Source organism: Mesorhizobium sp. M0408, from assembly GCF_040321495.1.
Taxonomy (GTDB): domain Bacteria; phylum Pseudomonadota; class Alphaproteobacteria; order Rhizobiales; family Rhizobiaceae; genus Mesorhizobium.
On the sequence record NZ_JAMYRO010000001.1, the window covers coordinates 406206 to 432897 of the forward strand.

24 protein-coding genes and 4 pseudogenes are annotated in these 26692 nt (G+C 59.2%); 17 read left to right on the forward strand and 11 right to left on the reverse strand.

The genetic code is table 11. The features are described from left to right. The first annotated feature begins 2 nt into the window (after nucleotides 1–2). Nucleotides 3–884 carry an SMP-30/gluconolactonase/LRE family protein gene (locus tag NKI67_RS01950; protein ID WP_023675546.1) on the forward strand — a complete coding sequence of 294 codons (882 nt, stop codon included), beginning with the start codon at nucleotides 3–5 and terminating at the stop codon, nucleotides 882–884. Here NKI67_RS01950 and NKI67_RS01955 read toward each other — a convergent pair. Further along, the gene (locus NKI67_RS01955) at nucleotides 797–1579 is read right to left on the reverse strand and encodes an ABC transporter permease family protein (RefSeq protein WP_198023543.1); all 783 of its coding nucleotides are present in this window, start codon (nucleotides 1577–1579) and stop codon (nucleotides 797–799) included. The two genes, NKI67_RS01950 and NKI67_RS01955, sit on opposite strands and share 88 nt — an antisense overlap. On the opposite strand from NKI67_RS01955, the gene NKI67_RS01960 reads away from it, so the two are divergent. Beyond that, complete coding sequence (locus NKI67_RS01960; protein ID WP_198023537.1) at nucleotides 1469–2029, forward strand: LysR substrate-binding domain-containing protein; 561 nt, start codon at nucleotides 1469–1471, stop codon at nucleotides 2027–2029. The two genes, NKI67_RS01955 and NKI67_RS01960, sit on opposite strands and share 111 nt — an antisense overlap. 156 nt (nucleotides 2030–2185) lie before the next feature. Here the strand turns inward: NKI67_RS01960 and NKI67_RS01965 are convergent, their stop codons facing one another. After that, a complete protein-coding gene (locus NKI67_RS01965; RefSeq protein WP_023675550.1) occupies nucleotides 2186–3280 on the reverse strand; it encodes an ROK family transcriptional regulator in 1095 nt (364 codons plus the stop codon). Between the two features lie 57 nt (nucleotides 3281–3337). Continuing rightward, nucleotides 3338–3988, reverse strand: coding sequence for an SGNH/GDSL hydrolase family protein (locus NKI67_RS01970; protein WP_023675551.1), 651 nt, complete (start codon nucleotides 3986–3988; stop codon nucleotides 3338–3340). Between the two features lie 322 nt (nucleotides 3989–4310). On the opposite strand from NKI67_RS01970, the gene NKI67_RS01975 reads away from it, so the two are divergent. The 5 genes from NKI67_RS01975 to NKI67_RS01995 all read left to right on the forward strand — a co-directional run bounded on the left by NKI67_RS01975 (nucleotide 4311) and on the right by NKI67_RS01995 (nucleotide 9685). Beyond that, nucleotides 4311–5390, forward strand: a complete 1080-nt coding sequence (locus tag NKI67_RS01975) for a substrate-binding domain-containing protein (protein WP_352644215.1) — start codon at nucleotides 4311–4313, stop codon at nucleotides 5388–5390. An 81-nt stretch (nucleotides 5391–5471) separates the two neighbouring features. After that, nucleotides 5472–6983: a sugar ABC transporter ATP-binding protein gene (locus NKI67_RS01980; RefSeq protein WP_352644217.1), complete on the forward strand. Its 1512-nt coding sequence runs from the start codon at nucleotides 5472–5474 to the stop codon at nucleotides 6981–6983. A gap of 8 nt (nucleotides 6984–6991) precedes the next feature. After that, nucleotides 6992–7954 carry an ABC transporter permease gene (locus NKI67_RS01985; protein ID WP_352644219.1) on the forward strand — a complete coding sequence of 321 codons (963 nt, stop codon included), beginning with the start codon at nucleotides 6992–6994 and terminating at the stop codon, nucleotides 7952–7954. A 3-nt stretch (nucleotides 7955–7957) separates the two neighbouring features. Then, nucleotides 7958–8911 (forward strand): ABC transporter permease, encoded by a 954-nt coding sequence (locus NKI67_RS01990; RefSeq protein ID WP_352454174.1) that lies wholly within the window; start codon nucleotides 7958–7960, stop codon nucleotides 8909–8911. 90 nt (nucleotides 8912–9001) lie between these two features. Next, nucleotides 9002–9685 (forward strand): SGNH/GDSL hydrolase family protein, encoded by a 684-nt coding sequence (locus NKI67_RS01995; RefSeq protein ID WP_023675556.1) that lies wholly within the window; start codon nucleotides 9002–9004, stop codon nucleotides 9683–9685. 306 nt (nucleotides 9686–9991) lie between these two features. Here NKI67_RS01995 and NKI67_RS02000 read toward each other — a convergent pair. From NKI67_RS02000 to NKI67_RS02010, 3 pseudogenes are all read right to left on the reverse strand, one after another. Continuing rightward, a pseudogene (locus NKI67_RS02000) lies at nucleotides 9992–10257 on the reverse strand (IS66 family transposase); the annotation flags it as partial. Nucleotides 10258–11695: 1438 nt separating this feature from the next. After that, nucleotides 11696–12114 (reverse strand): annotated as a pseudogene (locus tag NKI67_RS02005) (IS3 family transposase); the annotation flags it as partial. A gap of 237 nt (nucleotides 12115–12351) precedes the next feature. After that, a pseudogene (locus NKI67_RS02010) lies at nucleotides 12352–12666 on the reverse strand (IS3 family transposase); the annotation flags it as partial. A gap of 274 nt (nucleotides 12667–12940) precedes the next feature. On the opposite strand from NKI67_RS02010, the gene NKI67_RS02015 reads away from it, so the two are divergent. From NKI67_RS02015 to NKI67_RS02060, 10 genes and pseudogenes are all read left to right on the forward strand, one after another. Beyond that, the gene (locus NKI67_RS02015; RefSeq protein WP_352644221.1) at nucleotides 12941–13204 is read left to right on the forward strand and encodes a hypothetical protein; all 264 of its coding nucleotides are present in this window, start codon (nucleotides 12941–12943) and stop codon (nucleotides 13202–13204) included. A gap of 117 nt (nucleotides 13205–13321) precedes the next feature. Beyond that, complete coding sequence (locus NKI67_RS02020) at nucleotides 13322–14395, forward strand: aKG-HExxH-type peptide beta-hydroxylase (protein WP_352644223.1); 1074 nt, start codon at nucleotides 13322–13324, stop codon at nucleotides 14393–14395. After that, complete coding sequence (locus tag NKI67_RS02025; RefSeq protein WP_352644225.1) at nucleotides 14388–15563, forward strand: radical SAM protein; 1176 nt, start codon at nucleotides 14388–14390, stop codon at nucleotides 15561–15563. Before NKI67_RS02020 ends, NKI67_RS02025 begins: the two co-directional genes overlap by 8 nt. 84 nt (nucleotides 15564–15647) lie before the next feature. Then, entirely contained in the window at nucleotides 15648–16703 is a 1056-nt protein-coding gene (locus NKI67_RS02030; protein ID WP_352644227.1) for an aKG-HExxH-type peptide beta-hydroxylase, read from the forward strand. 2 nt (nucleotides 16704–16705) lie between these two features. Continuing rightward, nucleotides 16706–17299 (forward strand): hypothetical protein, encoded by a 594-nt coding sequence (locus NKI67_RS02035; RefSeq protein ID WP_352644229.1) that lies wholly within the window; start codon nucleotides 16706–16708, stop codon nucleotides 17297–17299. Beyond that, on the forward strand, nucleotides 17296–17613 hold the full coding sequence (locus NKI67_RS02040; RefSeq protein WP_352644231.1) for a hypothetical protein: 318 nt from the start codon (nucleotides 17296–17298) through the stop codon (nucleotides 17611–17613). Before NKI67_RS02035 ends, NKI67_RS02040 begins: the two co-directional genes overlap by 4 nt. 58 nt (nucleotides 17614–17671) lie before the next feature. Then, on the forward strand, nucleotides 17672–18634 hold the full coding sequence (locus NKI67_RS02045) for a glycosyltransferase family 9 protein (protein WP_352644233.1): 963 nt from the start codon (nucleotides 17672–17674) through the stop codon (nucleotides 18632–18634). Nucleotides 18635–18909: 275 nt separating this feature from the next. Continuing rightward, the gene (locus NKI67_RS02050; RefSeq protein ID WP_352644235.1) at nucleotides 18910–19074 is read left to right on the forward strand and encodes a hypothetical protein; all 165 of its coding nucleotides are present in this window, start codon (nucleotides 18910–18912) and stop codon (nucleotides 19072–19074) included. Further along, nucleotides 19005–19451 (forward strand): annotated as a pseudogene (locus NKI67_RS02055) (IS66 family transposase); the annotation flags it as partial. The gene NKI67_RS02050 and the pseudogene NKI67_RS02055, both read left to right, overlap by 70 nt. Before the next feature lie 2 nt (nucleotides 19452–19453). After that, the gene (locus NKI67_RS02060; protein ID WP_352644237.1) at nucleotides 19454–19687 is read left to right on the forward strand and encodes a hypothetical protein; all 234 of its coding nucleotides are present in this window, start codon (nucleotides 19454–19456) and stop codon (nucleotides 19685–19687) included. A gap of 295 nt (nucleotides 19688–19982) precedes the next feature. On the opposite strand, the gene NKI67_RS02065 is transcribed toward NKI67_RS02060, so the two are convergent. The 5 genes from NKI67_RS02065 to NKI67_RS02085 are packed head-to-tail and all read right to left on the reverse strand — an operon-like array spanning nucleotide 19983 to nucleotide 25800. Then, nucleotides 19983–21050, reverse strand: coding sequence for a glycosyltransferase family 9 protein (locus NKI67_RS02065; protein ID WP_352644239.1), 1068 nt, complete (start codon nucleotides 21048–21050; stop codon nucleotides 19983–19985). Further along, on the reverse strand, nucleotides 21043–21975 hold the full coding sequence (locus NKI67_RS02070; protein WP_352644241.1) for a hypothetical protein: 933 nt from the start codon (nucleotides 21973–21975) through the stop codon (nucleotides 21043–21045). The genes NKI67_RS02065 and NKI67_RS02070 overlap by 8 nt, the downstream gene beginning before the upstream one ends. 34 nt (nucleotides 21976–22009) lie before the next feature. Further along, a complete protein-coding gene (locus tag NKI67_RS02075) occupies nucleotides 22010–23461 on the reverse strand; it encodes a radical SAM protein (RefSeq protein ID WP_352644243.1) in 1452 nt (483 codons plus the stop codon). Continuing rightward, nucleotides 23461–24861, reverse strand: coding sequence for an aKG-HExxH-type peptide beta-hydroxylase (locus NKI67_RS02080; RefSeq protein WP_352644245.1), 1401 nt, complete (start codon nucleotides 24859–24861; stop codon nucleotides 23461–23463). The genes NKI67_RS02075 and NKI67_RS02080 overlap by 1 nt, the downstream gene beginning before the upstream one ends. A gap of 9 nt (nucleotides 24862–24870) precedes the next feature. Then, the gene (locus tag NKI67_RS02085) at nucleotides 24871–25800 is read right to left on the reverse strand and encodes a glycosyltransferase family 9 protein (protein WP_352644247.1); all 930 of its coding nucleotides are present in this window, start codon (nucleotides 25798–25800) and stop codon (nucleotides 24871–24873) included. Nucleotides 25801–26692 lie beyond the last annotated feature (892 nt).

Below are 26692 nucleotides of genomic sequence, written 5' to 3' on the forward strand. Positions count from 1 at the left end.
CCATGGTCGAAATCATCTGTGTCGTCGATGCTAGGGCCGAGCTCGGCGAAGGCACGCTCTGGGACCCGAAGGCCGGCGTGCTGTGGTGGATCGACATCTGGAAGAAGCTGATCCATCGCTACGATCCATCGAACGGCAAGGACGAGGTCTTCGAGACGCCGGAATATCTCGGCTGCCTTGGCCTGCGCGAGAAGGGCGGCCTGGTGCTGACCATGACAAACGGCTTCCATTTCTTCGACCCGGCAACCGGCAAGTTCGAGGCGATCGTCGACCCGGAAGCACATATGCCGAAGACCCGCTTCAACGACGGCAAGCCGGACCGCCAGGGCCGTTTCTGGTCGGGTTCGATGTTCGAGGTACCGGGCCAGCCGATCGAATTCATCGGCGCGCTCTACCGGCTCGATCCAGACCTTTCGGTCCACAAGATGATCGACGGCATCGGCTGCTCCAACGGGCTGGCCTGGAGCCCGGATTCAAAGACCATGTATTTCTCCGACAGCCATGCCGGCGCGGTGTGGGCCTATGATTTCGATGCCGCCACCGGCGAGATCGAGAACCGGCGTACCTTCATCGACATGACGGTGACCGGCGGCGTCGCCGATGGCGCCACCGTCGATGCGGAAGGCTGCTACTGGGTGACGATCCCGGTGACCGGCAAGGTCTGTCGCTACGATCCGGACGGCGAGCTGATGCAGACCGTGCTGCTGCCGACCGACCTGCCGACCTGCTGCGAGTTCGGTGGCAAGGACCTCGACATCCTCTACGTCACCTCGGCCGTGCTCCGGCGTCCGGCCAGTCACTTCGTCCGCCAGAAGAATCCGGGCGGACTGTTCGCGCTCGACGTCGGCGTCAAGGGCCTGACCTTGCCAGCGTTCAACGGCTGACCCGCTTTGGCTAAACAGCCGGCATGACCAGCGGTGTCTCGACTTTGCGTATCCAGATAGCCTGCATAGAGCGATAGCGGCCAGCACAGCGCGAAGTAGATGATCGACACCGTGCCGAACGCCACGACCGGCTGAAAGTCACGGTGTTGACCTGTGTGGCGGCGCCGGCAAGCTCGGTCAGCCCGATCAGCTCTCGTCTTGACGATCTGCACCATGAAGCCGACGGTCGGTGGCAGCATCAGCCGCACCGCTTGCGGGACGATCACCAGCCGCAACGTGCGCGTGAAGCGAAAACCGAGCGCCGTGGCTGCTTCCCACTGGGCTTTGGGCGGAAGATTTCGCCGAAGAACTACAAGCAGCTTGAGGCGTTCCGGGCTGTGATGGAGGCGGGAACCGTGACCGGCGCAAGTGAGCATTTGCATATCGCCTAGCCATCGGTCAGCGCGCACATCTCCAACCTTGAACACGCGTTGAAGATTCAGCTGTTCATACGGCGTGCGGGTCGCCTGGTCCCAACCGCAGAAGCGATGCTGCTCAACGAGGAGGTTGGCCAGATCGTCAAGGGTATGCCTCGGATTCGCCGCTTGGCGGACGACATTACGCAGCTCGAGGCCGGCGGCCTCGCCATCGGCGTCTATCCAGCTCTTGCAAGTATCGTCCTGCCGCGTTTTCTCAGGGATTTTGCCGGCCGCCATCCGAAGGCTCGGATGGGCATTTTGCCCAACGCCTCACCGAGGATTGCCGAATTGACCGCTGGACGGCAGATTGACGTTGGCCTCATCCAGGCGCCGGTGGTCGACACCGCGATCAGCTGCGATCTGATCTTCGAAGCCGAATGCGTCTGTGTGGCGCCGCTCGACCATGCCTTTGCCAACGAAGCTGTCATCGACCCACCCCACCTCGCAGAGCAGGCATTCATCGCCTTGGGACGAGACGATCGTACCAGGCAGGATATTGACCGCGCGCTCGTCGATGCGGGCATTTCCATCGACTGCCGTTTTGAAACCCCTTTCGCCGACACAGCTTGCGCGCTCGTCGCACAAGGCCTGGGAGTTTCGATCGTCGATCCGTTTTCTGCAGCCCGGTGGGAAGGCCAACTTGCCATCCACCTTTCGCTGCTCGACTTCCCTGTCACATCTACATGACACGCAACCGCACGCAGGTGTCGACGATGCTGCAGCAGGTATTCGAGCGGGAATTCCGAACCGCCCTTGAGGACAACCTAAGTGGTAATGTGAGGCTGCTTTAGCAGAAGCGAGGCGACGCCTGGGTCGGCTAGCGACAGAGCGGGTTCGGCACAATCACTGGATCATGAAGCGCGAGCTGAACGGCAGGCTCGCCGCTCCCACGGCCTTCGGGCTGATGGTGACCCGCGCCGGCAACGCTTCGATGGTGACGAATTCGCGGTTGATGTCGGCGCACAACGCCTTGGCGATTTTCCGCGGCGCATAGCTGGACAGGACGACCGTCCTGAACTCAACAAACTGGGTCAGCGCCGAAATCGACGCTTTCAGGCGATTGGAGCATTCCCCCAGCCATTCGCTGTAGGCCTCTCCGAGATCAGGCCACTCCGGGTTGCTGCTCCAGATGATTTGGGACGGGCGCCCGCGCCTGGTCAGTTCGCTCTCCAGGCGCACAAGGCCATGATCGAAGCTTGCGCTGGAGTTTCCCTTGTAGATCTGGTGATTGAGGATAAGCCTGCTTTGTAGTCTCGCGCCGAGATAGAAGAACAAATAGTCGTTCAGCGGCTTTGCGACGCCGAACATGCTCTCGCCGCCGGCTGCCGCGGTGATGTCGTTCTGCACGAAAACCGGCAGCTTGCTCTGCTCTTCGATCTCGCCTTGCAGAGCCTTCAAGGAGGTGCTCGATCCGTTGCGGATTGCAGCCATGGCGTCGACTTCGTCGGGAACAGCCAGCCCGATGCCGGCGACCCGGCCGCGCGCCTCGATCGGCAGGCTCGTCATGGCCTGCCCGATCGCTCCCAGCAAATCGCTGCTTTGCGGAAAGGGATTGGCTTCATCCGCCGGCAGCTGCTTGTGGAAGCGCACGGTGCCGATGAAGTCGATGAGCGCGATGTCGATCCTGCGCCGGCTGAAGCCGACGCCGACCGCATAGGCGCCCTCCGGATTGAGCGAAAGCGGGATGGTGGGCGGCCCGACGCGGCCGCGCTGCGCCTCGCCCTGCGAGACCAGGCCTTCCTGCTCGAGCGAGCGGACGATGACCGAGGCCGTCTGCGCCGACAGGCCGGTCTTCTCGCCGATTTCCATCCGCGAAATGCCTTCGTTCTGAAGCAGCAACGATAGCACCAGCCGCTCATTGTAGCTGCGGACGCTCAACGCATTCAGCCCGCTCGCACGATCCGCGATGCGCAAGGGATTGGGTGGTGCGAATCTCATGTCAGGCAAGGGTCGCCCCGTCGGTAAGAGCGCGTTGCCTGGCAGCGGTTTGGTTGCTCATGTCGAGCGGCTCCAGCCGATGGCGTCGACCGCGCGGGCCAGCTCCGTGCCCAGCAATCTGTGGGCTTCGGCATCGATGTGAAACCCGTCCGCTTCGCTGCAGGATACCACCGAGCCGGCATCGAAAAAGTGCAGTTCGAGCGAGTCCGCCAGAACCTCGAACTCGAGCGCCAGCAGGCGCGATTTCTCCGGCGCGCCGGCGAAGATGGACTTCCATTCCTTGACGTCGTCCTGCATCGGCGGCGGCGCCACGATCATGATTTCGGGCGTGGTGCCGCCCGGACCTGGCGCCAGCTCCTTGATGTCGTAAACGAGGCAGCCGATCCCCATCGCCACTTCCGACGGCGGCTTGTTGAAGCGGATCTTCAGGTCGTTAGTGCCGAGCATGATGATGACGAGGTCGAGCGTCGCATGGCTCTGCAGGCAAGGGCGAAGATAGGTTCGGCCGTTCTTGTGTGCTCCCTCGATCGGATCGTCATGGACGGTGGTGCGACCGCTCAATCCTTCCTCGATGACATACCAATCGGCCCCCAGCTGTGCACGCAGTATCCCCGGCCAACGCTCATCGGGACCATAGCGCTCGAGCGGCCCCCTGCCGGGGATCTGGCCGTGCGTGTTGGAGTCGCCGTAGCACAATACTGATCGCATGTTTTTCCCGCCGGGACTGACAGCGCGCCGAAGCCGGCGAGCGCCATTCATGATGGATAGAGGAGCGGTGAAAGGCAAGCAATGGAATAGTCATTCAACATGACTAACTATTGACAGGCCGAATCCGCTGTGCTTCTAAAGTGCCCGGAGGAGTTCTCAACCGTCATCATCGTCCAGCCCAGGTTGGACCTCGACACGCATGTGTTCGGGGGCGGGAGAATTGCGTGCATCGGTCGGTTTGCGACGACGAGCGTGCATTGGGAGAGCGTCTCGCGGCCGTACGCATTCGTACGGCCGGGGCAACCACAAGGAGGAGAATTCAATGTTAGGATTGCTGAAAACCGTCAGTCTGGGAGTGCTCGTTGTATCAGCGCTTGCCGTAACATCCCTGGCGCATGCGGAAGATGTCAAGCTGATGGACGGCGTCGCGCCGCGCCCCGACGACACGCGCATGACCGCGGCCGGTGCGTTCAAGAAGGACCCGCCCTGGGTCATCGGAATGAGCGACTTCGGCGTCAACGCAAACACCTGGACCGTGCAGGTGGCGCACGAGGCGCAAAATGCCGCAGCAAAGGACAAGCGCATCTCGAAGTTCATCCTGCTCGATGCCGGCTTCGACCAGAAGAAGCAGGTGGCCGATATCGAGGATCTGATCGCGCAACATGTCGACGCGATCATCGTTCAGCCGGTGACCAGCACATCGGCCAACGCCAGCATCGCCAAGGCGGTCGCCGCCGGCATCCCCGTCATTCTTCATACCGGCCGCATCGATTCCGATGCCTACACCACGGAAATCCAGGGCGGCGCCGAACATTTCGGCAAGGTGATGGGCGACTGGCTGGTGAAGACCGTCGGCGACAACGGCAAGATCTGGGTCCTGCGTGGCCTGGCCGGCCATCCGGAAGACACTAACCGCTACAACGGCCTCTTGGAATCGCTCAAGGGCACGCATGTGCAGATCACCGCCGAGGAGCATGGCGACTGGCAGTACGACAAGGCCAAGAAGCTGTGCGAGACACTCTATCTGAACAATCCGCAGGTCGACGGCATCTGGTCGTCCGGCGCCGACATGACACGCGCCTGCGTCGACGTCTTCAAGCAGTTCGGCACGCCCATTCCACCGATTTCGGGCGAGGGCAACAATGGCTATTTCGGCCAGTGGATCACGGACGGATTCAAGTCGATCTCTCCCGAATACAGCCCCGCCCAGGGCGCCGCCGGCGTGCGCGCCGCTGTTGCGCTGCTTGAGGGTCAGCAGCTCTACAAGCGCTATGTCTACAACCCCGACGGCTGGGACAAGGACAAGGCTGCCAAATACTATCGCGACGATTTGACGGCCAATGTCTGGTGGCCGAGCGAACTGCCGGAGGACAAGCTCAAGGAATATTACGGCAAGAAGTGACGGCGCCGTGGCTGGCGGGGAGTGGACAAGCATTCCCCGCAGGCCGTTCCATCTGTCGAATCCGGTTCGTTCGAGGGTTTCGTGACCAATCTTATCGAGATGTCCCACATTTCGAAGGCGTTCGGAGGGAGCAAGGCGCTCCACTCCGTTTCCCTCGATCTGAAGGCGGGCAGCGTCCACGCCCTGATGGGGGAGAACGGCGCCGGGAAATCGACGCTCATGAAGATCCTGGCGGGCGTGCATCAGCCCGATTCCGGCGAAATCTTCATGAACGGGGAAAAGCTCGATCTGAAGTCGCCGCGCGACGCGCTGGATGCCGGCATTTCGACCGTTTTCCAGGAGCACTCGCTGCTGCCCAATCTGTCGATCGCAGAGAACATGTTTCTCGGCCGGGAGCCGACGACCCGGTTCGGCTCGATCGACTATCCCGAGATGAGCAGCCAGACCGCCAAGGCGCTTGGCGAACTCGGCCTCACCCTCGACCCATCACAACTCGTCTCCAACCTGACGATCGCCGAGCGGCAATTCGTCGAGATCGCGCATTGCATCCAGGCGGACGCCAGCGTGCTCATCCTGGACGAGCCGACGGCGGCGCTGAACGCGGCCGACGTCGATGTGCTCAACCGCAACATCCGCCGGCTGCGCGATAAGGGAAAGGCTGTTGTCTACATCTCGCATCGCATGGAGGAGATCTTCGAGCTGTGCGACACGGTCACGGTGCTGAAGGACGGCGCGCTGGTCGGCACCAGGGTGGTATCCGAGATCACCACCGACGAACTCATCGCCATGATGGTCGGACGCGAACTCCAGGACCTTTTTCCCGATCGCACGGGCGACAAGGGCGACGAGATCCTGCGCGCCGAAAACCTCAGGATCACCGAGACATCGCAGCCGCTGTCGCTGACTTTGCACAAGGGTGAGATCGTCGCTTTGGCAGGGCTGGAGGGGCAGGGCCAGCAGCGCTTCCTGAGATCGCTGATCGGCCGCTACCATCCCTTTGCGGGGACGATTTCCATCAACGGCAAAGCGCTCAAGATGCCGCTCTCGACATCATCAGGCGTTCGCCATTTGCAGCAGCTGAAGGTCGGTTTCGTTCCCGAAGACCGCAAGGAAGAGGGGCTCTTTCTCGCCCTGCCGATCGCCCACAACATTGCCATCGGATTGCATTCGAGGCGATCCGAACTTGCGTCGGCGCGATCCTATCGAAGCGTTATCGCCCGCTTGATGGAGGTCATGAACATCAAGGCGGTAGGTCCATCCGCTCCGGTCGCCTCCCTATCGGGCGGCAACCAGCAAAAGGTTCTGCTCGGCCGCTACCTCGCCGCGGATCTCGATCTTCTGCTGGTGGAGGAGCCGACCCGCGGCGTCGACATCGGCGCCAAGTCGGAGATCTACCACCTGCTGCGCGACTTCACCCGCAAGGGCGGCGCGGTGCTGGTGTTGTCGCGCGAGACGATCGAGTTGATTGGGCTCTGCGACCGCATCTACGTCGTCCACCACGACACCATCGTTGCCGAAATGCCGGCGGCGCAGGCGACGGAACACAAGATCCTCGACGCGGCCCTGATGGGCGGCTCCACGCGCCAGCATTAGGGGCTTCCATGTATCATTCGCTGTTCAACATCCTGAGTGGCCGGAACACACGACAGGGCCTGTGGGGCCTGCCGCTGCTGGTCGCCTTGCTCATTTCGCTGTGGCTGACCGTCGAGACGACACAGTTCGCCACGGCCGAAAACCTTTTCAACCTGGTTGCCCAGGCGATGCCGCTGATCATCGCGGCGCTCGGACAGCTCATCGTCGTGCTGATCGGCGGGCTCGACCTGTCGGTCGGCTCGGTCATCAGCTTCACGACGGCGGTGCTGGCGCTGGACCAGCCGGCGATCGTGCTGATCCCGGCGGTCTTTCTGCTGGCCGCGTTCATCGGGTTGATCAACGGCCTGGCGATCACCCGCTTCAACGTCCATCCGATCATCGCGACGCTGTCGACGCAGTATATCGTGCTTGGCATCACGCGCATCTTACGTCCCGTCTCCGGCGGCACCGTGCCGGAAATCGTCATCGCTGCCGTTTCCGGCAGTTTCCTCGGCATTCCCTATCCGGTTTTCTGGGGGATCGTCGTGATCCTGGTGGGCTGGAAACTGCTCTACGGATCGCGGTACGGGCTGCATCTGTTCGCGATCGGTGGCGGCATCGCTTCCGGTGCCGAGAGTGCGGCCCGCAACTTCGGCGTCTCCGACCGTCGCAACATCATCCTCGCCTATGTGGTCTGCTCCTGTTTCGCGGCCGTTGCCGGTGTCTTCCTGGCCGGGCGCATCGTGTCGGGCGATCCGAATGTCGGGCTTCTTTTCGAGCTCGACACCGTCACCGCCGTAGCCCTCGGAGGCACCCAGCTTTCCGGCGGCATCGGCAGCCTGCACGGCACGGTGATCGGCGCGCTGGTGATGGCGCTGCTGGCCAACGGCATGAACCTTGCCAACGTCTCGCCCTTTGTCCAGACCGCGATCAAGGGCGGCATCCTGCTGGCGGTGGTCGGGCTGCAATCCCGCAAGAAAATGGGGCTCTGAGCGATGGCTGCCGTTCTTGCAAGTCCGATCGCCCGGGGCCTGCTGCGCATCCCGCCGTCCTATTTTGTTTTCATCGTGCTTTTGGCCACACTGTGGATCGCGCGGCCGAACATGCTCAACCTCAACATCATGGGCATCTTCATCCGGCAGATCGTTCCGCTTGGCATCCTGGTGCTGGGGCAACTCGTCGTCATGCGGGTGAAGTCGATCGACCTCTCCGGCGGCGGCATCATCCTCTTGATCAACTATTTCATCTCGTCGGGCAGCTTCCCCGGCGCGTCGCTGCCATTCTTCGTCGTGTTGGCGCTCGCCACCGGCCTCGTCATCGGCCTGTTCAACGGCTTCATGATCGGCAACCGGCGGGTGTCAGCGGTGATCGTCACGCTGGCGGTCAGCATCATCCTGGTCGGGCTGGTGCAGTTCCTGTCGAGCGGCAATCCACCCGGCGACGTGCCGAAGCTGTTCAACGACCTCTACAACACGAAATTCCTGTCGGTTCCGACGCCGGTTCTGTTCTGGATCCTGCTGACCGCCGCAGTGTCGCTGCTGCTGTCGCAGACGGTGTTTGGCCGCTATGTGGCCTCGGTCGGGGAGAATGCCGAAGCCGCCCATTTTTCCGGCGTGCCGGTTCAGCGCACCGTCATCTTGGCGCATGCGCTCGCCGGCCTGATCGCGGCGATCGCGGCCCTGGTGCAGACCGGTTCGATTGCCGTTGGGAGCGTCCGCGTGGGCCTCGATCTGCCGATCCTGGCCGTCGCGGCAACGATCCTTGGCGGCGTCGTCTTCGGCCGCGGCGACGGCGGCGTCTGGGGGCCATTCTTCGGTGCGCTGTGTTTTGCGCTGCTGTTCGTGGTGATGACGGTGCTCGGCATCGACGAGCCCGGCAAGCTCATCGCCCAGGGCGTCATCATCCTCGGCGCGGCGATCTTCTACGGAGTGCGCGTGCGAACCCCATGACTTGAGACAGCGAAAGGCAAGACCGCCCGGCGCTGGCCGAGACCGACAAACCGCGCGTTCAGACAATTGTAAACAGATGGAGAGACATGGATGTCACCGCCAAAAAACATCATGTGCTATGGCGACTCGCTGACCTGGGGCTGGGTTCCGGTCAAGGAGGGGTCACCGACCTACCGCTACCCCTATGACCAGCGCTGGACGGGCGTAATGGCGGCGGCGCTCGGCGAAGGCTATCACATTGTCGAAGAAGGCTTGAGCGCGCGCACGACCTGCCTCGACGACCCCAATGACCCGCGCCTGAACGGGGCCAGCTACCTGCCCTCGGCCATCGCCAGCCATCTGCCGCTGGACCTGGTCATCGTGATGCTCGGCACCAACGACACCAAGTCTTATTTCCGCCGGACGCCTTACGAGATCGCCAATGGAATGGCGAAACTGGTCGGGCAGATCCTGACAAGTGCCGGCGGTGTCGGCACGCCCTATCCGGCTCCGAAGGCGCTGGTCATTGCGCCGCCGCCGCTCACCCCGATGCCCGACCCATGGTTCGAGGGCATGTTCGGCGGCGGTCACGAAAAGTCGAGGGATCTGGCCAGGCAGTACAAGGCGATGGCCGATTTCATGAAGATCGACTTCCTCAACGCCGGCGATTTCGTCACCACGGACGGTGTCGACGGCATTCACTTCACCGCCGAAAACAACGCCGATCTCGGGCGCGCGGTCGCCGACAAGGTCAGATCGATTCTTGGGCCAAGCCGCGTCAGCACCGCCGCCTGAAGCTGCAACCCCGCCGGCTTGCGGCACACAGGCCGACGGAGTGTGTCGCACCTTCCTCCCGCGATGCACAAAATACGGGGCCGGACGATGAGTTCGACCCCGTATTTTTTGTTGCTTGGATGGTTGTCTTAGCCTGGCCCTGATCAGCTGGCCGCCGCAATCGAACGGCTAAGTACGATCGGGGAACGGGGGCGGGAGAGCGCTACCGCCTTTCCCCACACTCATCGAACTACCAGTTCCGGCTTCGCTGCTATGGCTGAGCGAAGTGAGCCCACCCTGACCGCGAAATCTGGTGTCGGGAGTGACCAGCACATGGGCTTCGAGCCGCTTGAACAGCGGCATCAGCACCGCGGCGCCGGCGCCGACCTGGTCGGCCAGGGTCGACAGGCTGAGTGGCACGCCTTCGCGGCATAGCCTTCAGCCTGCCGGTTGAGCGGCTGATGCTGGCCGAACTTCTCGAACAGGATCATCGCCAGCAGGCCGGGACCAGCCCAGCCGCGCGGGGTGGCGTGGAACGGTGCCGGAGCCTGGCTGATCGCCTCGCAGTCGCGACAAATGAACTTCTCCCGCACGTGCTTTCAGGCGTTGATTGAGTGCGGTTGCCACAGACGGCGGAGGAGCGGCTTCCTGGACGACGCGATTCCCTTCTCAGAGCAATGCTGGTTTTGCCGCCGACCCCGGTGTCCTCGGCCGAATGCGGCTTCCGGGTCGCCCGCCGTATGTCCTTTATTCACCCGGCGGGAGCACGCGGCGTCACTGGTTCCTGGTTCATCGCCACACCTTCGGCGGCTACGATGAGCCACAACCCTCGCTGCCCGATCACCTCAAGTTGTCCCACACGGCTGACAACCGGCAGGCGAGGATAGCGCCTATTCATCGGCCGTGTGTACTTCGCGCATAAGCGCTATCTCTTGAGCGGTATAGGCGGCAATGCGACGTGGAACTCCAGGCGAACACGAGCCCGTCACTAGGCATGCACAATTCGCCGGTACCCAAACTCGAGCAACCGGTCGAAGCGGTTGCAAAGAAAAATGCTCACCCATACTATCGGGCGTAGGGTAAAAATACTGACGATCTAATACATACAAAATGCCAGACGACCAGAGAGACTTATCATGAGCCAACAGACGGCGCAGCAATCCGCCACTTGACTTTAGCCACCGCCGCGATCCTACGCGGCTGTATCCCAACACCAACGCATCACTCTTTCCTTCCAAGCTCTTGATGTCGAGAAGAGCGTGTAATATCGCCTCAGCCCAATCTGTACTGGCGTATATCGCAGTCCTGTTTCCAGACGTCCGCACTAAATCTATAGATCGATGCGGCAATAGTTCACCGATGGCTTTTTTCCGATTGCTCCCATGAAGCACGAACTCTCCTGTTTCAACCAACAGAGAAAGAAATCGTCGTAGTTGTTTGGGGCTTTCCAGCGAAATGTCGGTTGTGTGCTTGGAACCAAAAACGCCCCGCAACGCGCAAACTCGACTCACAGCTCCGCGATGACGTCCGAAGTCGACTACCCTGGTGGGATCCAGAAGGTTAGCTTGCTGATTCTCAGGTTTCACTACCTCATCTCGCCGATTTGCCGCAAAATATACCCCTGGTGCCCGGGCTTGTCAGCAAACTTTGCAGCGGCGTGTTGTCTGAATAAGCGCTTGGCTTTGCATGTGCTCCTGATTGTGCAGTCAGGCAGATCAGCACGTCCGGCATCTTTTAAAGGCTCGAGCTGGGCAAAAACTAATGCCGGCACGTTACATTTCCCATCGATCCAGTGGCCACTTGATCCTCTTTACATTGCCCCACGAACCGGAAGCAGCCATCTACATCACCAACTTTGGAGGCGCGTTACATAAATTCGTCGTCCACCGGCAGTGTTTGCCTGAGTCGAAAGACGACGCCTTCATCGCCGACTAAAGCAAATATCTCTGCATCGGGGTACGGGGCAGCACGCACAATCTCTAATCCGCCTTGACCCACACACCGTACGGCGGCCATTTCCAGCCGGCAGCTTCAGCGGGCCCTGGCGGCATCTCTCGTCCTGTAGACCTTGCGGGCTGTGCGTTCGGTTTTCAACGACGAGAAGAAGCTCTCCGTCGCAGCATTGTCCCAGACGTTGCCCGACCGGCTCATCGAAGACGTGATGCCGTGGTCGGTCATCAGGCGCTGGAACTGCTCGCTCGTGTATTGGCTTCCCTGGTCGGAATGGTGCAGCAGGCTGTCGGGTTTGCCCCGGCGCCAGATCGCCATGATGAGGGCATCGGTGACGAGCTGGGCTGTCATCTCGGCTTTCATCGCCCAGCCGACCCGCCGGGAGAACAGGTCGGCCACAGCGGCAACGCAAAGCCAACCTTCCGCGTCCAGATGTAGGTGAAGTCGGCGATCCATCGCTGGTTCGGTGCCGATGCCTCGAAGGCGCGATCGAGGCGGTTGTCCGACAGCCGCAGCAGGAGCGGTGGACGCGAGGTGCGATATGACATGTCCGACAAAAGACCGTTTTCCTGACGCCGAATCCGGCGGGAGAGCTATGTCCTATTTGCGCCTGAGGCTAGCAGTGCCATTACTGTTTCATGACGACCGCACTTTGGCCGACAGCCCACCGGCAGCTTGCGGAAGCAGCAGTTCAAAGAGCAGACATACCGTACCTGCGAAACCATCGTCGCCGCCTCGTGCACGCGTCGGTAGCGGTAGCGCGGCCGCGTCTGGCAGATCTCCTTGATCCGCTGCTTCAATCCGTCCTGATCGCCGCGCCTGGAGTTGTAGGTGTAGAGGGAGCGGTAGGTCCGCAAGACGTCACAGGCCTTGCGAACCGACGCCTTCCAAGTCTCCTAACCTGATCCACGAGCTGGCGCCGACGGGCAGGCCTCAGAGTTTTTTGACCAAACGTCCTGAAGCATCGCCTTGTCCAAGGACAGATCCGCCACAATCCGTTTGAGCTTGGCGTTCTCGTCCTCAAGCTGGCGCAGCCGCTTCATCTCGAAAGGACAGCTGCGCGCCGAGGCTGAAGGCCTTGCCACGAAGTTTACGTCCCGCCCCGACTCATCTTTGATGAGAAGTCGTGGCCGAACGAAAGAGATTCTCTTTGAGGATGTCGCCCATACACTATACCTTTCACCGCAATGTTGGCAGCTCAACATGCTGCCCAAACTCGTTGACAGTAGTACGACCCAACGTTAACATTTCGTGCCCCTATAGGCGGCCGCGCGTCGTATCAGCCGAAGGCGAGGGAGTTCACCCACCCCGAAGAGGAGACCCACAATGTCAAAGAACCTGAAAAAAGTGCCAACCCATGGTAACGGCGGCGCGAGCGCACGCGTCGCGGACGTCCTGAAGTCGAGCCTCGAACGCGGCCTGATCGAAGAAGATGATGCGGTGCTGATTGCCGGGCACGGCTCACACATCGTGACGCAAATCGTCGATCCGGACGCTGACGAAAGCCAGATGTCCGTCAGCTGGGACGATAACAAGTACCGGGCCTTTACGGAACGACTGACCCAGCTCCGGGACGGCGCTGCACTGTAATCTCGCCGCCTCCCTACTTCCTCTCGCGAAGCGAGGCTGGGCAAGCCCGGTTCTCGGAGTGTTTGTAGTGACCGTGTGTCAGGACTGGACTGAGGTGTTGACGTGGAGGTCAGTCGCTTGTCATTGACAGGGGCTAAAGCCGCCGGCTTGCCCAACGGCTTCGCTCCATGGCTCTGGCAGCCTTCGAGCTCAGCGTGGTTCGACCTTGTTCAGAACCTCGCCGCCCGATGGGAGCCACTGCCAGCACTCGGCCTCGACGGCGAGCTGATTCGACGAGTCATCGGAACGCACGCGGCGACGCTTGCCCGCTGGCTCGTGCACCCCTGCGTGAATGCCATCACATTGCCGAAGCCGGAAGCGAAGTTGCAACGGGACTTCCAGCTGGCCGTCTGGTGCGCCATTAACACGTCCGAAGCGCTCGGCGTTGCCACCCTCGACAGGCCTGTCTGGGCGTGGTCGCCGGGCGGCGGCATGAGGTTGGAGGCGGGGGCTCATGACCTGACCGCCCTCGCGGCCACCCTCCGCACACAACAAGACCAGAGTCCACTCACGGTCGACCCATGGGCACGGTCCATGAAGGTGCCCTTTCATCAGTTGTGGCGGGACGTGACACCCTTTGGCGCGAAGGAAGAGGACAAGCTCAAAGCCGAACTCCAACTGCTGCTTCGCGCGCTGACAGCAGCGGACCAATACCTTCCGGAATGCCTTGCGTGGGTGCGTTCGCGCACTCAGGTCATCGTTCCTTTACGCAAGGTCAGTGGTGAACACGCCAGCAGCTCGAGCGCCTCGACGCTGCCCGGAGTGGTATTCCTGACGCTCCACAATGAGCTTCAGGCGATCGAGGCCCTGGTTCACGAAACCGCGCATCAACATCTGTTCATGGCCGAGACTGCCGGGCCCCTGGTCGATCCCCGCCACACCTCGAATTACAAGTCGCCGCTTCGTGACGATCCTCGGCCGCTACGAGGCATCCTGCTCGCCTGTCACGCGCTTGCGTACATTGCGGCGTACTACACCGACGCCCTGCACGCGTCGATCTCGGCAGCCAGCCGCCTCGAGGCGCAGATCAGTGCTAATCGACACAAACTCACCGACGCGCTGGACATCCTAGTGGCCAATCGCCAGCACCTGACGGTCGACGGACGCGACTTCCTCGATCGCACTGTAGAAGTCGAGAGATACAGTGCCTAAACCGGTCGGCGCGCTCAACTTCTCGCTGAAAGTCGCCGCCCCGTGCAATCTCAATTGCACCTACTGCTACGTGTACAACAAGGCTGATAGCACCTGGCGCGATCGGCCCGCCATCATGCCCGACTCGGTGTTTACCGCCACGATCGAGCGTATCCGCGAGCACTGCCTGCTATCAGGGCAGGAGACTGTCGAGATCACCTACCACGGTGGCGAGCCGTGCCTCGTGGGCCCCGAGCGTTTTTCACGATGGTGCGAGGAAGCACGAACCAGGCTGAGTGACATTGTCAAAGTGCGCTTCGTCATCCAGACTAACGCCACGCTCGTCACGCCGGAATGGCTCGATGCGTTTCGGGCGCACTCCGTATCGGTCGGAGTGAGCCTCGATGGTCCCGCGCATATCAATGACGTCTACCGAATCGACAAGAAGGGTCGAGGCTCCTATGCCCGCGTTGCGCAGGGTGCCAGGGCGTTACTGAACGCGGACATCGACGTCGGTGTCCTTGCGGTCATCCAGCTGGGAGTCGATGGGCTGAGCGTCCACGAGCACCTCACCGAGATGGGCTTCAAGACTATCAGCTATTTGCTCCCGCACTTCTCGCACGACACCATTGCGGAGGTGAAGGTCCAATTCGGCCCGACGCCATGTGCGGACTACCTGTTGCCGATTCTCAATTCCTGGTGGACACACGGAACCATCGACCAGGAGATAGTGGTGTTCTGGCAAATGAGCCGCGTGGTTCTCGGAGGGAGCAGCCTGATCGATCTCTTCGGCAATCGACTCCTATCATTCGTGTTCGTCGAAACCGATGGTTCGATCGCGGGGCTGGACACCTTGAAAGTCGCGGCCCATGGCCTGGCCGACACCGGGCTCAATGTGCAGAGTCGTCGCTTTCTCGACATCCGACTCGTGAGCGACCTTCATCGCCAGGCCATTTTCGACGGAGTCCCCACGCCATCAGGGTGCAGAGACTGCCCCGAGCTCATAACGTGCGGCGGCGGTCACCTGGCCGATCGTTATTCAACGGCCCGCGGCCTGGACAACCCTTCAGTCTGGTGTGACGATCTCCTGGCCCTGTTCGGTCGAGTCAGAGAGCTCTTGGGTGTCAGCCCGCATGAAACCCTGCTTCGTCGCGGGGCTCTTCGAGGGATGACGCCAGCGACGGAATGAGGAGGTAAGCGGTTGAGTGACCCTACTAGTGCCTTATCCCTTTCGCCAGCCTGCGATGTCGTCGCGCTCCTGCCGCGGACACTGATGTGGGCGACCGACGGTCTGGAATTCGACGCCGTTCAGCTGCGATTCGCGCAGCGCGTCAGCGAAGCCCTCAGGACTGTGTTGGCGCGGCTTCGGACCGAATCGCCGGACTTGGCGGACAGCATCACGACACGCTTGTCGCAGGCTTGCGAGGCCGTCATCAGTCGTGTGTTGTTGTCACCGAGCGTCAGCCAGCAGTTGTTGTGGGGAGGCGATTCGGCGGCAGGAACCGGCCGATTCCTCGAGAACTGCCTTCGGATGGAAGCCGTCGGCGCGAGAGAGAACGCGATCCAGAACGGTCTGCCAATTTGGGGGGCGTTGGGAAACTGCGTCGTGCGCGAGACCGGAGAGTTGGCCCGGTGGGACCCTGTCGACGGTCGGCTCCCTGTCGACCTCGAAAGTCCCGACGCCATTGCACTCGGGTCGACGCTTCCGACGGAGGCTGTAGGCTGGACCCCGCTCAAGCGCGAAGAGCAGCGACTCGCGCTCGAAACGCTGACGGCGGCCTGCCTCCGCGTCCGACGCGGAGGCGCGAGCCTCCAGGCTCTCATGGAGACGTGCGCAAGAGTCATCGTGATGCGCAGGAAGCCGACGAAGTTGTTCTATTCGTTTTCGTCGTGCTATTCCGTGGGACGTATCGCGCTTGTCAACCCACAGCTCGTCAGCGAGGCGCTGATTGCCGAAGCGTTGGTCCACGAGGCGATTCATGCGTACCTTTACATGCACGAGCCGACGCCACTCTGGGGCGTGAAGCCGGGCGTCCGTGATGAGCCCGGCACGGCGCAGTCTCCTTGGACAGGACGCGCGTTGCCGGTGTGCACGTTCTTGCATGCGTGTTTTGTGTGGTACGGGCTCTTCTTCTTCTGGGGGCAGGTGATGTGCTCTTCGCACGCGCCTGCGGAAGAAGCGCGCCGAGGGATTGCACGAGCGAGCGCCGGGTTCATGAAGGGCCCCATTCTCGACCAGCTCGGACCGGAGAGGATCGGGTCTATTCGGCAAGAAGTACAAGCGGCCTTGGCCGAGATGCAGCAGAACGTTCTTGCGGTGGTAGGGTAGGGATGCTTTCTCACGCGCACGCCGTCGAAAGTGTCAACCGCGTGAACGGCCTGATTGATTTCTTGCGTCGCTGGGACGACAAAGGTGAGCTGAAATACAAGGAGTTGCGCTTTTCCGTCGCCGACGGGGGGAACATCAACCTGCAAGGTAACTCCGGGTGTAACGAATCTTTTCTGCTCACACGCTGGCACCCCAGCTTTGCAAACAGCCTCGAGGCCGGCGTGCGCGAATTGGTGGTGCGACTGGTAACGGCCTGGGATTGCGTGACCTATTCAAGCTGTGAAGGACATCGGAGTAGCGCGCAGGTACCCGCTCGAGTTCGCCACGTGCGACTGGTTTCGCGGAGCAAGGCGGAACATGTGCGACTGGGCTCGATGTTGAAACGGCTCGTCGATGCGACCAATGCGGATATTGGCGATCCGGGCGTGCGTTTGGCCTGGAAAGCGAGCGTCATTGTGGCGGAGGAAGGGCTCGAGGCACCAGGTTTGGACCTCATCTTCGAGCCGCAGTCGGACGACGAGCGTGTGTATTGGAAATACCTTGACACTTCTTACCAAAGATGTCTTCTCCAACTGAGCAAGGAGAGTAGCCAATGAAAGACGAAGCCACGGAAAAGAAAGACGAAGCCACGGAAAAGACCATCTATGCTTCTGGGGGGCGTGCTCTGCTGCTACAAGGTGTCGATATTTTCACTGGTGCGGGCATTCACGTGGCTCGTATGCAAGGAAATGTCGCGTGCGATCCGTCGGGGCGATATGTAGGTACTCTCGTAGATGACCGTCTCGTGTTTCAAGATGAGGACTGTCTGACGGTCGGCCCGCTGTTCGTGCGCGAGACCAATCCTGGTTTCGCTGACCTTGGGAACACTTCGCAGCGAACGCTCGATCGGGAGGTGTTGTTGGGCGAGTGAACAACGAGCTGCCGCGCGGAGTGACTGCGTCAAGGAGAGCAGGGACGAGTAGTTTGCGATGAAACTTTCAGCAGTGTTTTTCGCAAATGGACTGGGTGATTACCTTCTGACGCTCCCGACGCTGCGCGCGCTGGCTCGCGCGTTGCCCACGCGGCTCGCGCTCATCACGTCAGACGGCCCCTCGGAGTTGCTCTTTGGAGACGTCGGCATCGACCGGGTCGTCAGCGTGCCGATGTGGCGTCCGGGGGCCAGCGCCGCGCGGTGTTTTTCTGCTAGCCAAGCGTTCCATGAACTCGGACCGGTCGAGTGTCTCATCTCGCTCGTGCCGTGGCATTCCGCGTCGCTCGCTGAACTGGCCCGGCTCGTACGCCCGGCGTGGTCGATAGGCCTCCATCGCGACTTCGACTTTTGTGTGCTCGGCGATGCCCGCGATCACGCCGCCGATCTTCCCTTCAACGTCGTCAGGAAGTTCGCCCCGCATCTGCAGATCTCCGATTTCGCGCATCCGTTCGCGCTGCCACCAGAGAGTGTCGCAGCCGCTGAAGATGTACGGCGCGCCATCGGAGCCAACCGGCGGTTATTGGTTGTGCACGAGGAAACCGCAACCGAAGCCAAACAGTGGCTCCCGTCTCGAATGCACGAGACTCTCCGCGTGCTCACGGCCAGGCATCCAGATCTCTTCATTGTCGTCGCGTCACGACATCCTCCGAGCTTCCCAATCGAAACTCTCGGCGAAGCCGCCATCTCCATTACACGTATCTCGCTTTCATTCTTCCTGGCCCTCATCGCACGAGCGGATAGCTTCGTCGGTGTCGACTCTATCGGTCTTCATGTCGCTGACTTGTGGAGCATTCCGGCCATCGGATTGTTTGGTCCCACGAGGCCAGAGGAGTGGGGCTTCCGATTTTCCGACAAGGGCGTGCACCTCGACGGAAGAGGCAGCATGCACAACATCTCAGTGGAGCAAGTTGTCTCCGCCTTCAGTTCGCTTCAGATGAATGGCGCGCGTCAGAGCCTATAGCTTGTCAGAGCCGTTCGACTCCTCGTCGCATCAGTTAGGATCTCACACCATTGCAGAGGTTGTGCGCACGAGGCGGACACCAAGATCGCCCAATCCGCTCATTACTGGGGAACAGGGTGGGGGGATGCAATGTTCGCAGGCAACATAAGCTATGGACTTAATGCCAATTATTCTCTGCCCTTCCCGAGAGATGGGTGACAGTTTATTCCGGATAGATGGGTTACACTTTCGGCCCTTTGCGAGGAGAGAGAGGTGCCTTGAAGGAGTGTAACGTCATGGAAGAGCGGCTGAAGTTCGTCGCGCGGCTGCTGGACGGTGAGAAGACTAACCTGGTCTATCCGCTCGCGGTTGAAGCGGTGAAGCCCTGTCGCCGGCCCAACGCCACGCCGTGCGCCAGGAACGGAGCGTGCCGCTGGTCACCGAACTCGAGCGCTGGATGATCGAGACGCGCGACAAGCTCTCGCGCGGACACGATCTGACCAAGGCCTTCAACTACATGCTGCGCCGCTGGTCATCCTTCGCCCGGTTCCTCGACGACGGGCGGATCTGCCTATCGAACAATGCAGCCGAGCGAGCCCTGCGCGGCATCGCTCTCGGCAGAAAGTCCTGGCTGTTCTGCGGTTCCGATCGCGGCGGACAGCGCGCTGCCGTTCTCTACAGCCTGATCGTCAGCGCCAAGATGAATGATATCGACTCGCAGTCCTGGCTCGCCGACGTCCTCGCCCGACTGCCCGCCTATCCGGCCCATCGGATCGATGATTTGCTGCCGTGGAATTGGATATCCGCAAAACTGCGGACCCAACCAGCGGCGGCCTGATCATGCAGCGCAATAAGGTGCATCACGTCTACACCGTCGAACGTGTCGCCAGGGACCTCGGCGTCAGCGAAGCGCTCATCCAGGACCTGACCCTCGGTCTCGAGCCCGAGGACGGCGTCATCTGGGTGTACGGCGCCATCGATGACGACGGAATCTTGGCCTTCACCGATGAAGGCATCGAGGAGGTCGAACTCCTCCTCGAAGAATATCATCGCGTCTCCCCATCGAAAGCTTGACCCCGGCACCGCGGTGCTCAGGTGCTCATGGCCGCCGGTTACGCACGTCTGCGGTCTTCACCGGATGGGTACCCATCGAAAGCTTGACCCCCGGACCGCAATGCTCATGGCCGCCGTATACGCACGTCTGCGGTCTTCACCGGACGGGTACGGATCGGGCGCGGCAGCTACCGCAGCATCGGTGCCTTGCGCGCCGGCATCATGTCGTTCATCGAGCGCCATAACTCCCAGCCAAAACAGTTTCGCTGACCAGATCAGCCAATGACATTCTCGCTTCGATCGAGCGCTTCTGTCGCTAGATGCAGCGACTGCGGGTCCAGGACACTGGATCCGAATGCGATAAACTGAGCAATGCCTCGGCCACACGCTCTGGCGCAATTCCGCTAAGTCCCCGCTCATCGAAGATGTGCTCATGATCAGAAAAACGAAACCCAAACGTGTCAAACGTGTCGGTTCCGAAGATCCCAACTCCGGGAATGCGAGCTAGATCCGCAACATGCAGCATCGACGAATCTATGCCACAAAACAGGTCAGCCGAATTGACCAACGCAATCGCGAGTGAAATCGGCAAGCCGCAACAGCAGAATATCCGTGAGTCAGAACGACCCTCACTCAAGCCAATGTCACGAGATCCGACCGCAATGACAACGAAGTCAGGCCGTACAGCCAGAAAGCTCTCAAGAACCCGCCTCCACGCCTCTGTTGCCCACATTTTCCTAAGCTTAGTATCCGCATGAACCACGAGAAAGCGATACCTTGGCAGCGCATCCCTCAAGGATCGAACCAAGGCGAACGCAGCTGGCGGAACAGATACAGGTCTCACAAAATCATCGAGAATTAGCGTGGGATCGAGAGCCGAAGCCAACTCAAAAGCTCGATCGAAGGCATGCACCCGCCCCCGCATCGGCAATTGCCGCGTAAATACCGGCAATCTACCGATGGATCTTCGAGGAGACAGCCAGCGGGTGAAGTCGTCAATCAGCGGCGAGTGCTGTTCGTTTAGACAAACGAGCAAATCGGCAAAGAGCGCGCTTTTGTCACCCCCCCCCGTCGAGGCTTTCCCGGCGAGAACCGTCCCTTCAGAAAGATACTCATCCAGCCTGCTAAGTTCGACTTCGGGTATCACTAATTCGTCCTCATCGGGTCTCGACTTTACGATTTCGCAGACGGCCCCAACGCTGACGTCCGCAAATATCGTCTCGATCGCCCCTTTAAGGGAAACTAGTGCCCACTCACTGCCGAACAGCCGCCCGAAGGCCCGCATCGCCGGTAGCGCTAGGACATGATCACCAATAGCATTGAAAAAAATTACAACAGGCCGCCGGCGGTGGCCGCGGACATCTGCGCACGCTCGGTCAATCATTCACATAGCAACGCATTCGCGACCCAGCAGATTGCCTATCCAGCCTGTCGAGCCAAGTCTCAAATACCTGATCAAAGAGAGACGGAGGAACAAAGACAAATTTCGAGTCTGATGCTCTTACGCAACGGCCTAACTCCAACGGGCTATTCTTCGCGTCTACGTCAAAGGCGTCATAGTTCGTGATCACCAAACAAATCCTCGCCTTGGAAATAAGCCCCGCCAGCTGCATGGTGCCCGTCATCGTCCCAACTACAACATCGCATAGAGAGTCCGCTATAAGGGACGCGTATGTTGTCAGATCGACGGGAATGACGTTTCTATTAATGCATAAATCATCGACGCCGTGTCCGACAACAAACACTCTGCCCCAGTGTTCGGTCAATTTTTGTACGATTAACCGGCCCCTCACGGGGGTCATATTCCGATAAGCGCAATGGTCTCGTCTTCGAGCTGCAAAACAACAGTAAGGTTTCCCAAAATGCAACGACTCGACGTTTACAAGGCTCATGCTACACATGAGGTCCTCGTTCTCGCGCAAGGCCTTGGATACTCGATCCATTCCGGTGAGATCGTTCGAAAAATAAGCCGATGGGAGAACTCCACCCCAGTATCTCGCGGTTAGGTCGATTACGGCGCAATCATCGGTGCTTTTGCCGTCAAGGAACTCTCGATAGGACATCACACGGCTAAACTGAGACTGATACATGAACTCCCTGCCGCTACAAGTAACGATGACGTCGCTTTCGCTATCGAGCCAACCCTCCACTTTGCCGCGTTTCACGTCAAAGTGGGTCGTTACCACCTCCCAGCCAAGTTCGAAATATGGATGATTAGAAGCATGATCGTCACCAACACGCCCTTGCGCGATGTCAATTCCCGCTATTACAAACTTAGGGCTTGGTCCTTGCTCTGCCAAAGTGCGCATCCGCACGCTCCAAAATAGTGACCAGCTAGCAATCCTAGGACGTCGGCCGAAGGTCCTTCAGATAGCTGTCAAAACCGCCCATCTTAAAGAGAGGAATTGGGTAACGAAGGTAATTCGTGACGACCCAATCCATCAAAGCAAGCGTAAACTTACAGTCTTCGGATTCGTAAGGCCTAGCTCGCGCCGATCCGGTGCGGGCATACTCTACAACAGGATTGACCCCGCAATACGGGTTGTAGGTACACTCACGACATTCGGGTTCACGATCCCGAATTGAAAGATTGACGGTAGCGAACACCGAATCGTCGTCTATCAGCTCATCATAAGTCCGGCCGCGAACATTGCCGAGCGAGAACATCTTACGATTCGAACGCGCCTCGTCAGCGGGCAACACTTCGCCGTCGATGTCGTACGTAATTGCCTGGAGCACATCTCCGCACGGATTTCTCCAATCAACGAACCCCACGTTTTGGTTGGAAAGGATCTTTAGGAGCGCTACTCTCACCATCCTTTCGACGAAGACCGCACTCCTCTCGCGATTCAACTGGAGGATGTGGTCAAGCGCGTCTATGTAAGCCGGTATCACGTTGGAGCCGCCGGCCCCAATTTTGTTTCTGGCCGCGCTTCCAAGTGGCTTCGCCCTGATTAAGGCAACGCCCGAAAACCCACTCTCATAAAAGTACTCGATGACCGTGCGCAAGTGTTGACACGAGCTGTCGTCAACGACACAGAGGGGCATGCCCACAATCACATCACCAAATTCTTTCCTCACGCTCTCCAGCCGGGCAATCAGTGAACGATAACTACCACCGCCGCTCCAGTTACTGCGAAACGTATTGTGAATCTCCTCAGGGCCATTGAGGCTAAAGGATACTGAAATGTTGTTTGCGCGACAGTACGCCAGGTGCTCTGTTGTCAAAACCATCAAGTTTGATACGGCGGCAAATTTGATCGACTTCCCAGTTTCTGAAGCCCGTTCACGTGCAGTCGTGACGAAGTACTTCATCGTCGAAAAATTCAAAAATGGCTCACCACCCTGAAATTCAAAGGTCAGTGAATCGTTCGGCGAACTAAGCGCAAAGTCAATTACGCTGTTCACAGTGTCTGTTGTCATGTCAAATGTAGAGCGGTCCTCATGTGGCCGGACGGGATTCATATGGCAGTACGCACAGTTTAGATTGCACCTTCTCGTCAACGAGACGATGTGCAGGCTCGGACCCTTGTAGTCGCCCGCGGTCCATGAACGAAGACGGGAAAAAACCTCCTGGTGATTATCAGGCGTAATAATATGCGTCGAACGCTCAAGACGATCAAATAGAGCGGCCGTCATAACAATTTCATTTAATTCCCGGCATTCTCGGTCTGTAAGTACGAGCGCGGTTCCGCTACGTGAGACCAACAAATTCACATCGTGCGAAATGCTTCTCGGAGGATAGTAATTGGGAATCCAGCCGTCACGTCGCCTTGTCTTCGACCCGGATTCCATTAGGCACCTAAGTCTGTTGATGTTACTTCGAATGCGCGTAAGAGGCCTAGCTGGCCGCTGGAGTTTTGCAGATATGGAGTTGCTCTAGCCCAGCTCTCCTGCTGCTTTTCAAGGACACCTTTTATTTTTGCCAAGTTACTTCTTCGGCACCATTCATCAATCTGCAGCTGTTGACGCCATAGTGCCTCTACGACGTCAGTATAATAAGCACTTGCGTACTTTCCAAGATCTTCATGCGCAATAGCAGATCTGTAGCTGAAGACGTTGTGAAGATGTGTTTGCAGTATCTCTGCGAACCATGAGGCATTATCGTCCATGTGACCGGTCCGGCGAAGCCGAAGCTCGTTTACCGCAATGAAGGCGTGCAAGCCGAGATGGAGACCGGAAAGCGGGCGCGGATCTGCTCGGTAGGGCGAGAGAAATTTAGGCGCCTTGTCGTTCCAGCGTCCAAACCAGTGGTCGCCGTGAACGAGGTAATTGAATCTCTGGTGCTGAAGTTCGTGGACAAGATCTTCTGCGTGGAACCAAGGGTCTTCCACCTGACTGAGGTGAATTGGTAGGCCGGCCCCAAAGCTGCCGGATAGTCGAGTCCGGCTCGCGCCGGATCGATTAAGCCGAATTATTGCTGGTGTTAGAACGCGGAGCCAGTCGAGTGCACTCGGAAAAGTGTCGGAAATAAAGTCGACGGCGAGAGAGATGCTTTCTGCCAGTGACAGAGGGATGCCCCCATTGGGTGCCTGATGCGCCTGTGGTGGCGCGGTCACGAATGCCGCCGCTATGTAAGGGTCCTCGACAATCGCCACAACCTCGCAGTTTTCTGGTTTTGGCAGGAAGTCGAATTCAAGCCACACGGGTCGTGGATAGTCCATGCATGGAAAGACAGTCGACAGGTTGCTTGTTTCGTTCTGGACATGAACATTGGCGTTGTCAATTTGAACGCTCAACGTGCCTTCACCTATGCCTTTGAATCGGAACCTTCCGTTCTCTGTAAGGGCAGCGATCCAACCGCCCGGCCCTGCAGCAAGTTTGAACTGGGTGGCAGGGGCATGAACCGTCACTTCTCCCTGGAGCCTAGCGAGAAGTTCGGTGTAGACGATGGAGCCAAGTGCGACGTCGACACATTTCGCCGACTGGTCCAAGCCCTTTAGAGCGCGCCCCAGTAAGACCGGCAAACTCCAATGCTTGACCATCCCTGACGCAGCCTGGGAGTCTCGAGCAGCTAGTCGCTCAAGTGCGGAGATGAGTGCTGCTTCCCTCAGGTTGGTTTCTCCGGCGCCCCCGCGCGCAAACACGGCGTTCATATAGTGGACGACTTTAGCCGCTCTAGTGACCTCGATGCGACTTCGGATCCGATCGGCCTCCTCCGCAGCTAGTGGCTCCGGCCAGAGCAAACCTCCCATTTGCATCACCTACCCATTTCTTTCAAGGATGAGATCGAGATAAGTATCTGACCAATAAGGATACAACTCTCCGTCCACAGCCTGCCGCAGCGAACGAGAGCTGAGACGGCGCACAATAGGGCCATCAGCATCCTGGTGCAGTATTACGCTCTGGGGATAAAGCCATTCCGCATCCACGACGGGCACGTCTTTAATGACCGGAAGAACAATCTTTCTAGCGTCGGGAAAGTTAACTATAGCGATCACCTTAAGTCCTAGCGCCGCCGCCACATGCAACGGTCCCGAGTTGATACCTATAAAGTACTCGGCGCTCGCCATTTTTCTGATGACATCCTTAAGCGGTGTTCCGGTCCAGTCCTCGACACCCTCAAGGTGAGGTGGCGAAATTCCAACTTGGGCAAAAGACATACTGCGTCGCTCAAGAACAAAATCCTGAATGATCTGAAGACTCTCAGCGTAGACTTCTCGAGCCCTAGGATGAATATGCGTGCGTTGCCATGCCGCGTGGGCCCCAGCCTCGAAATGCAAGACCGCACTGCCGGGTATGGTATTTATACCAGGGACTTCCAGAGTTCCGCGCGGAGCCAACTCAAGAGGAAAGTCATAAGCTCTTCGAATTCTTTGGATGAAATGACCGTTTCCCACGTTAAACCGGCGGCAAACAAGATCAGCCGCTACTTGGAACGGCGACCTGGCTTCCACCTGATAGTAAGGATTAAATGAAAAGAGAATAGGGAAATGTTTACTCTGCGAGAATACACCTACGGACGTGCCTTTGTTGGCGGCTGCCCTAGTAATGTCGGTCAAAATAACACAATCCCCTAAACCGAGCGCCGAATTTGTTAGCGTAAACGCCCGGAGATTAAAAGGAAGATCGGGCTTCGTAACGGAGGCCTCTTCCCGGTAGTGTCTGACGATCAGAGACCGATCTACCTTCACCGTGCCACTCCAATGGCCGCTCTCGGGGCATTCCTATCCTTCCTTTGCTTGACCCCAGGATCGCAACTCTTTTCTCTCACGCGTAGCACCAACAGCCACGCCGCGAATGCCTGCCCGAACAGCTAGAAGCACAGGATCAACGAAGGCTCAAATGCCTTCTTGCGCAAGTCCTTCAAGAGATGCGCCCAATATCCGCTACAAGGCAGCGCACAAATCCAATAAGAGTCAAAAGAACATGCACCGCCCACCTCATTGGGTTCTAGAGTCGCTCAACAAACTCCGCCGGCAGCCGAAGCGTGGCTAGTGTGATCGGCCATTGCGGCAAACTCATCCAGAGGAAGTGCACCAGACTCTTTCGCCTGAGTTATGAAGTTCTTTAGGATCGTCTCCAGATGCTCAACTTGGGCTGGCGTGAGAGGATCGATACCTACCTCACCGTGAGACTTTTGCTCCGCATTCATACCCATTGGTCAGTCCCTCATCTCAATCAAGCACCTCTTTATACTCTTTCCGACTCTATCAGGCAAGCGGAGCCTCAGCCCATCGGGCAGATCCCGGCTGCTCCGGGCAGTACGATCCAAGCGCGTTAGGGACTTCGTTGATCTGCTGCGTTCGGAGGTCAGAGAAACGACGATCGCCTCGATATTGAGTGGCGCTCACGACGCCGCGCGTCTGGTTGCCCCAGCAAGCGATTGGGGATGGTTGGCCTCCGTCAAGAAGAAGGTGCATGGCCGGTCGATGCCTCTCGATAGGATCCTGCGGAAAGGTAGAGAAGAAAGAACAAATCGTCGATTGCGTCCCATGATGGTAAGCGCTATTTTCGCTGCACGTTGACGCGAGCGCTTTCGACGGATGGCCTTCGAGTCGGGAACGGTATCTGGTCTGATCAGGC

Excerpts from the sequence above, each read along its gene's own strand:
- NKI67_RS02035 (WP_352644229.1), top strand. The coding sequence starts at position 16,706 with ATGCTTTCTCACGCGCACGCCGTCGAAAGTGTCAACCGCGTGAACGGC.
- NKI67_RS02050 (WP_352644235.1), top strand. The coding sequence starts at position 18,910 with ATGGAAGAGCGGCTGAAGTTCGTCGCGCGGCTGCTGGACGGTGAGAAG.
- NKI67_RS01995 (WP_023675556.1), top strand. The coding sequence starts at position 9,002 with ATGTCACCGCCAAAAAACATCATGTGCTATGGCGACTCGCTGACCTGG.
- NKI67_RS01965 (WP_023675550.1), bottom strand. The coding sequence starts at position 3,280 with ATGAGATTCGCACCACCCAATCCCTTGCGCATCGCGGATCGTGCGAGC.
- NKI67_RS02060 (WP_352644237.1), top strand. The coding sequence starts at position 19,454 with ATGCAGCGCAATAAGGTGCATCACGTCTACACCGTCGAACGTGTCGCC.
- NKI67_RS02015 (WP_352644221.1), top strand. The coding sequence starts at position 12,941 with ATGTCAAAGAACCTGAAAAAAGTGCCAACCCATGGTAACGGCGGCGCG.
- NKI67_RS01990 (WP_352454174.1), top strand. The coding sequence starts at position 7,958 with ATGGCTGCCGTTCTTGCAAGTCCGATCGCCCGGGGCCTGCTGCGCATC.
- NKI67_RS02070 (WP_352644241.1), bottom strand. The coding sequence starts at position 21,975 with ATGCGCACTTTGGCAGAGCAAGGACCAAGCCCTAAGTTTGTAATAGCG.
- NKI67_RS01950 (WP_023675546.1), top strand. The coding sequence starts at position 3 with ATGGTCGAAATCATCTGTGTCGTCGATGCTAGGGCCGAGCTCGGCGAA.
- NKI67_RS02045 (WP_352644233.1), top strand. The coding sequence starts at position 17,672 with ATGAAACTTTCAGCAGTGTTTTTCGCAAATGGACTGGGTGATTACCTT.
- NKI67_RS01975 (WP_352644215.1), top strand. The coding sequence starts at position 4,311 with ATGTTAGGATTGCTGAAAACCGTCAGTCTGGGAGTGCTCGTTGTATCA.
- NKI67_RS02080 (WP_352644245.1), bottom strand. The coding sequence starts at position 24,861 with ATGGGAGGTTTGCTCTGGCCGGAGCCACTAGCTGCGGAGGAGGCCGAT.
- NKI67_RS01985 (WP_352644219.1), top strand. The coding sequence starts at position 6,992 with ATGTATCATTCGCTGTTCAACATCCTGAGTGGCCGGAACACACGACAG.
- NKI67_RS02030 (WP_352644227.1), top strand. The coding sequence starts at position 15,648 with ATGTGGGCGACCGACGGTCTGGAATTCGACGCCGTTCAGCTGCGATTC.
- NKI67_RS02040 (WP_352644231.1), top strand. The coding sequence starts at position 17,296 with ATGAAAGACGAAGCCACGGAAAAGAAAGACGAAGCCACGGAAAAGACC.
- NKI67_RS01955 (WP_198023543.1), bottom strand. The coding sequence starts at position 1,579 with ATGGCGGCCGGCAAAATCCCTGAGAAAACGCGGCAGGACGATACTTGC.
- NKI67_RS01970 (WP_023675551.1), bottom strand. The coding sequence starts at position 3,988 with ATGCGATCAGTATTGTGCTACGGCGACTCCAACACGCACGGCCAGATC.
- NKI67_RS02065 (WP_352644239.1), bottom strand. The coding sequence starts at position 21,050 with ATGATTGACCGAGCGTGCGCAGATGTCCGCGGCCACCGCCGGCGGCCT.
- NKI67_RS02075 (WP_352644243.1), bottom strand. The coding sequence starts at position 23,461 with ATGGAATCCGGGTCGAAGACAAGGCGACGTGACGGCTGGATTCCCAAT.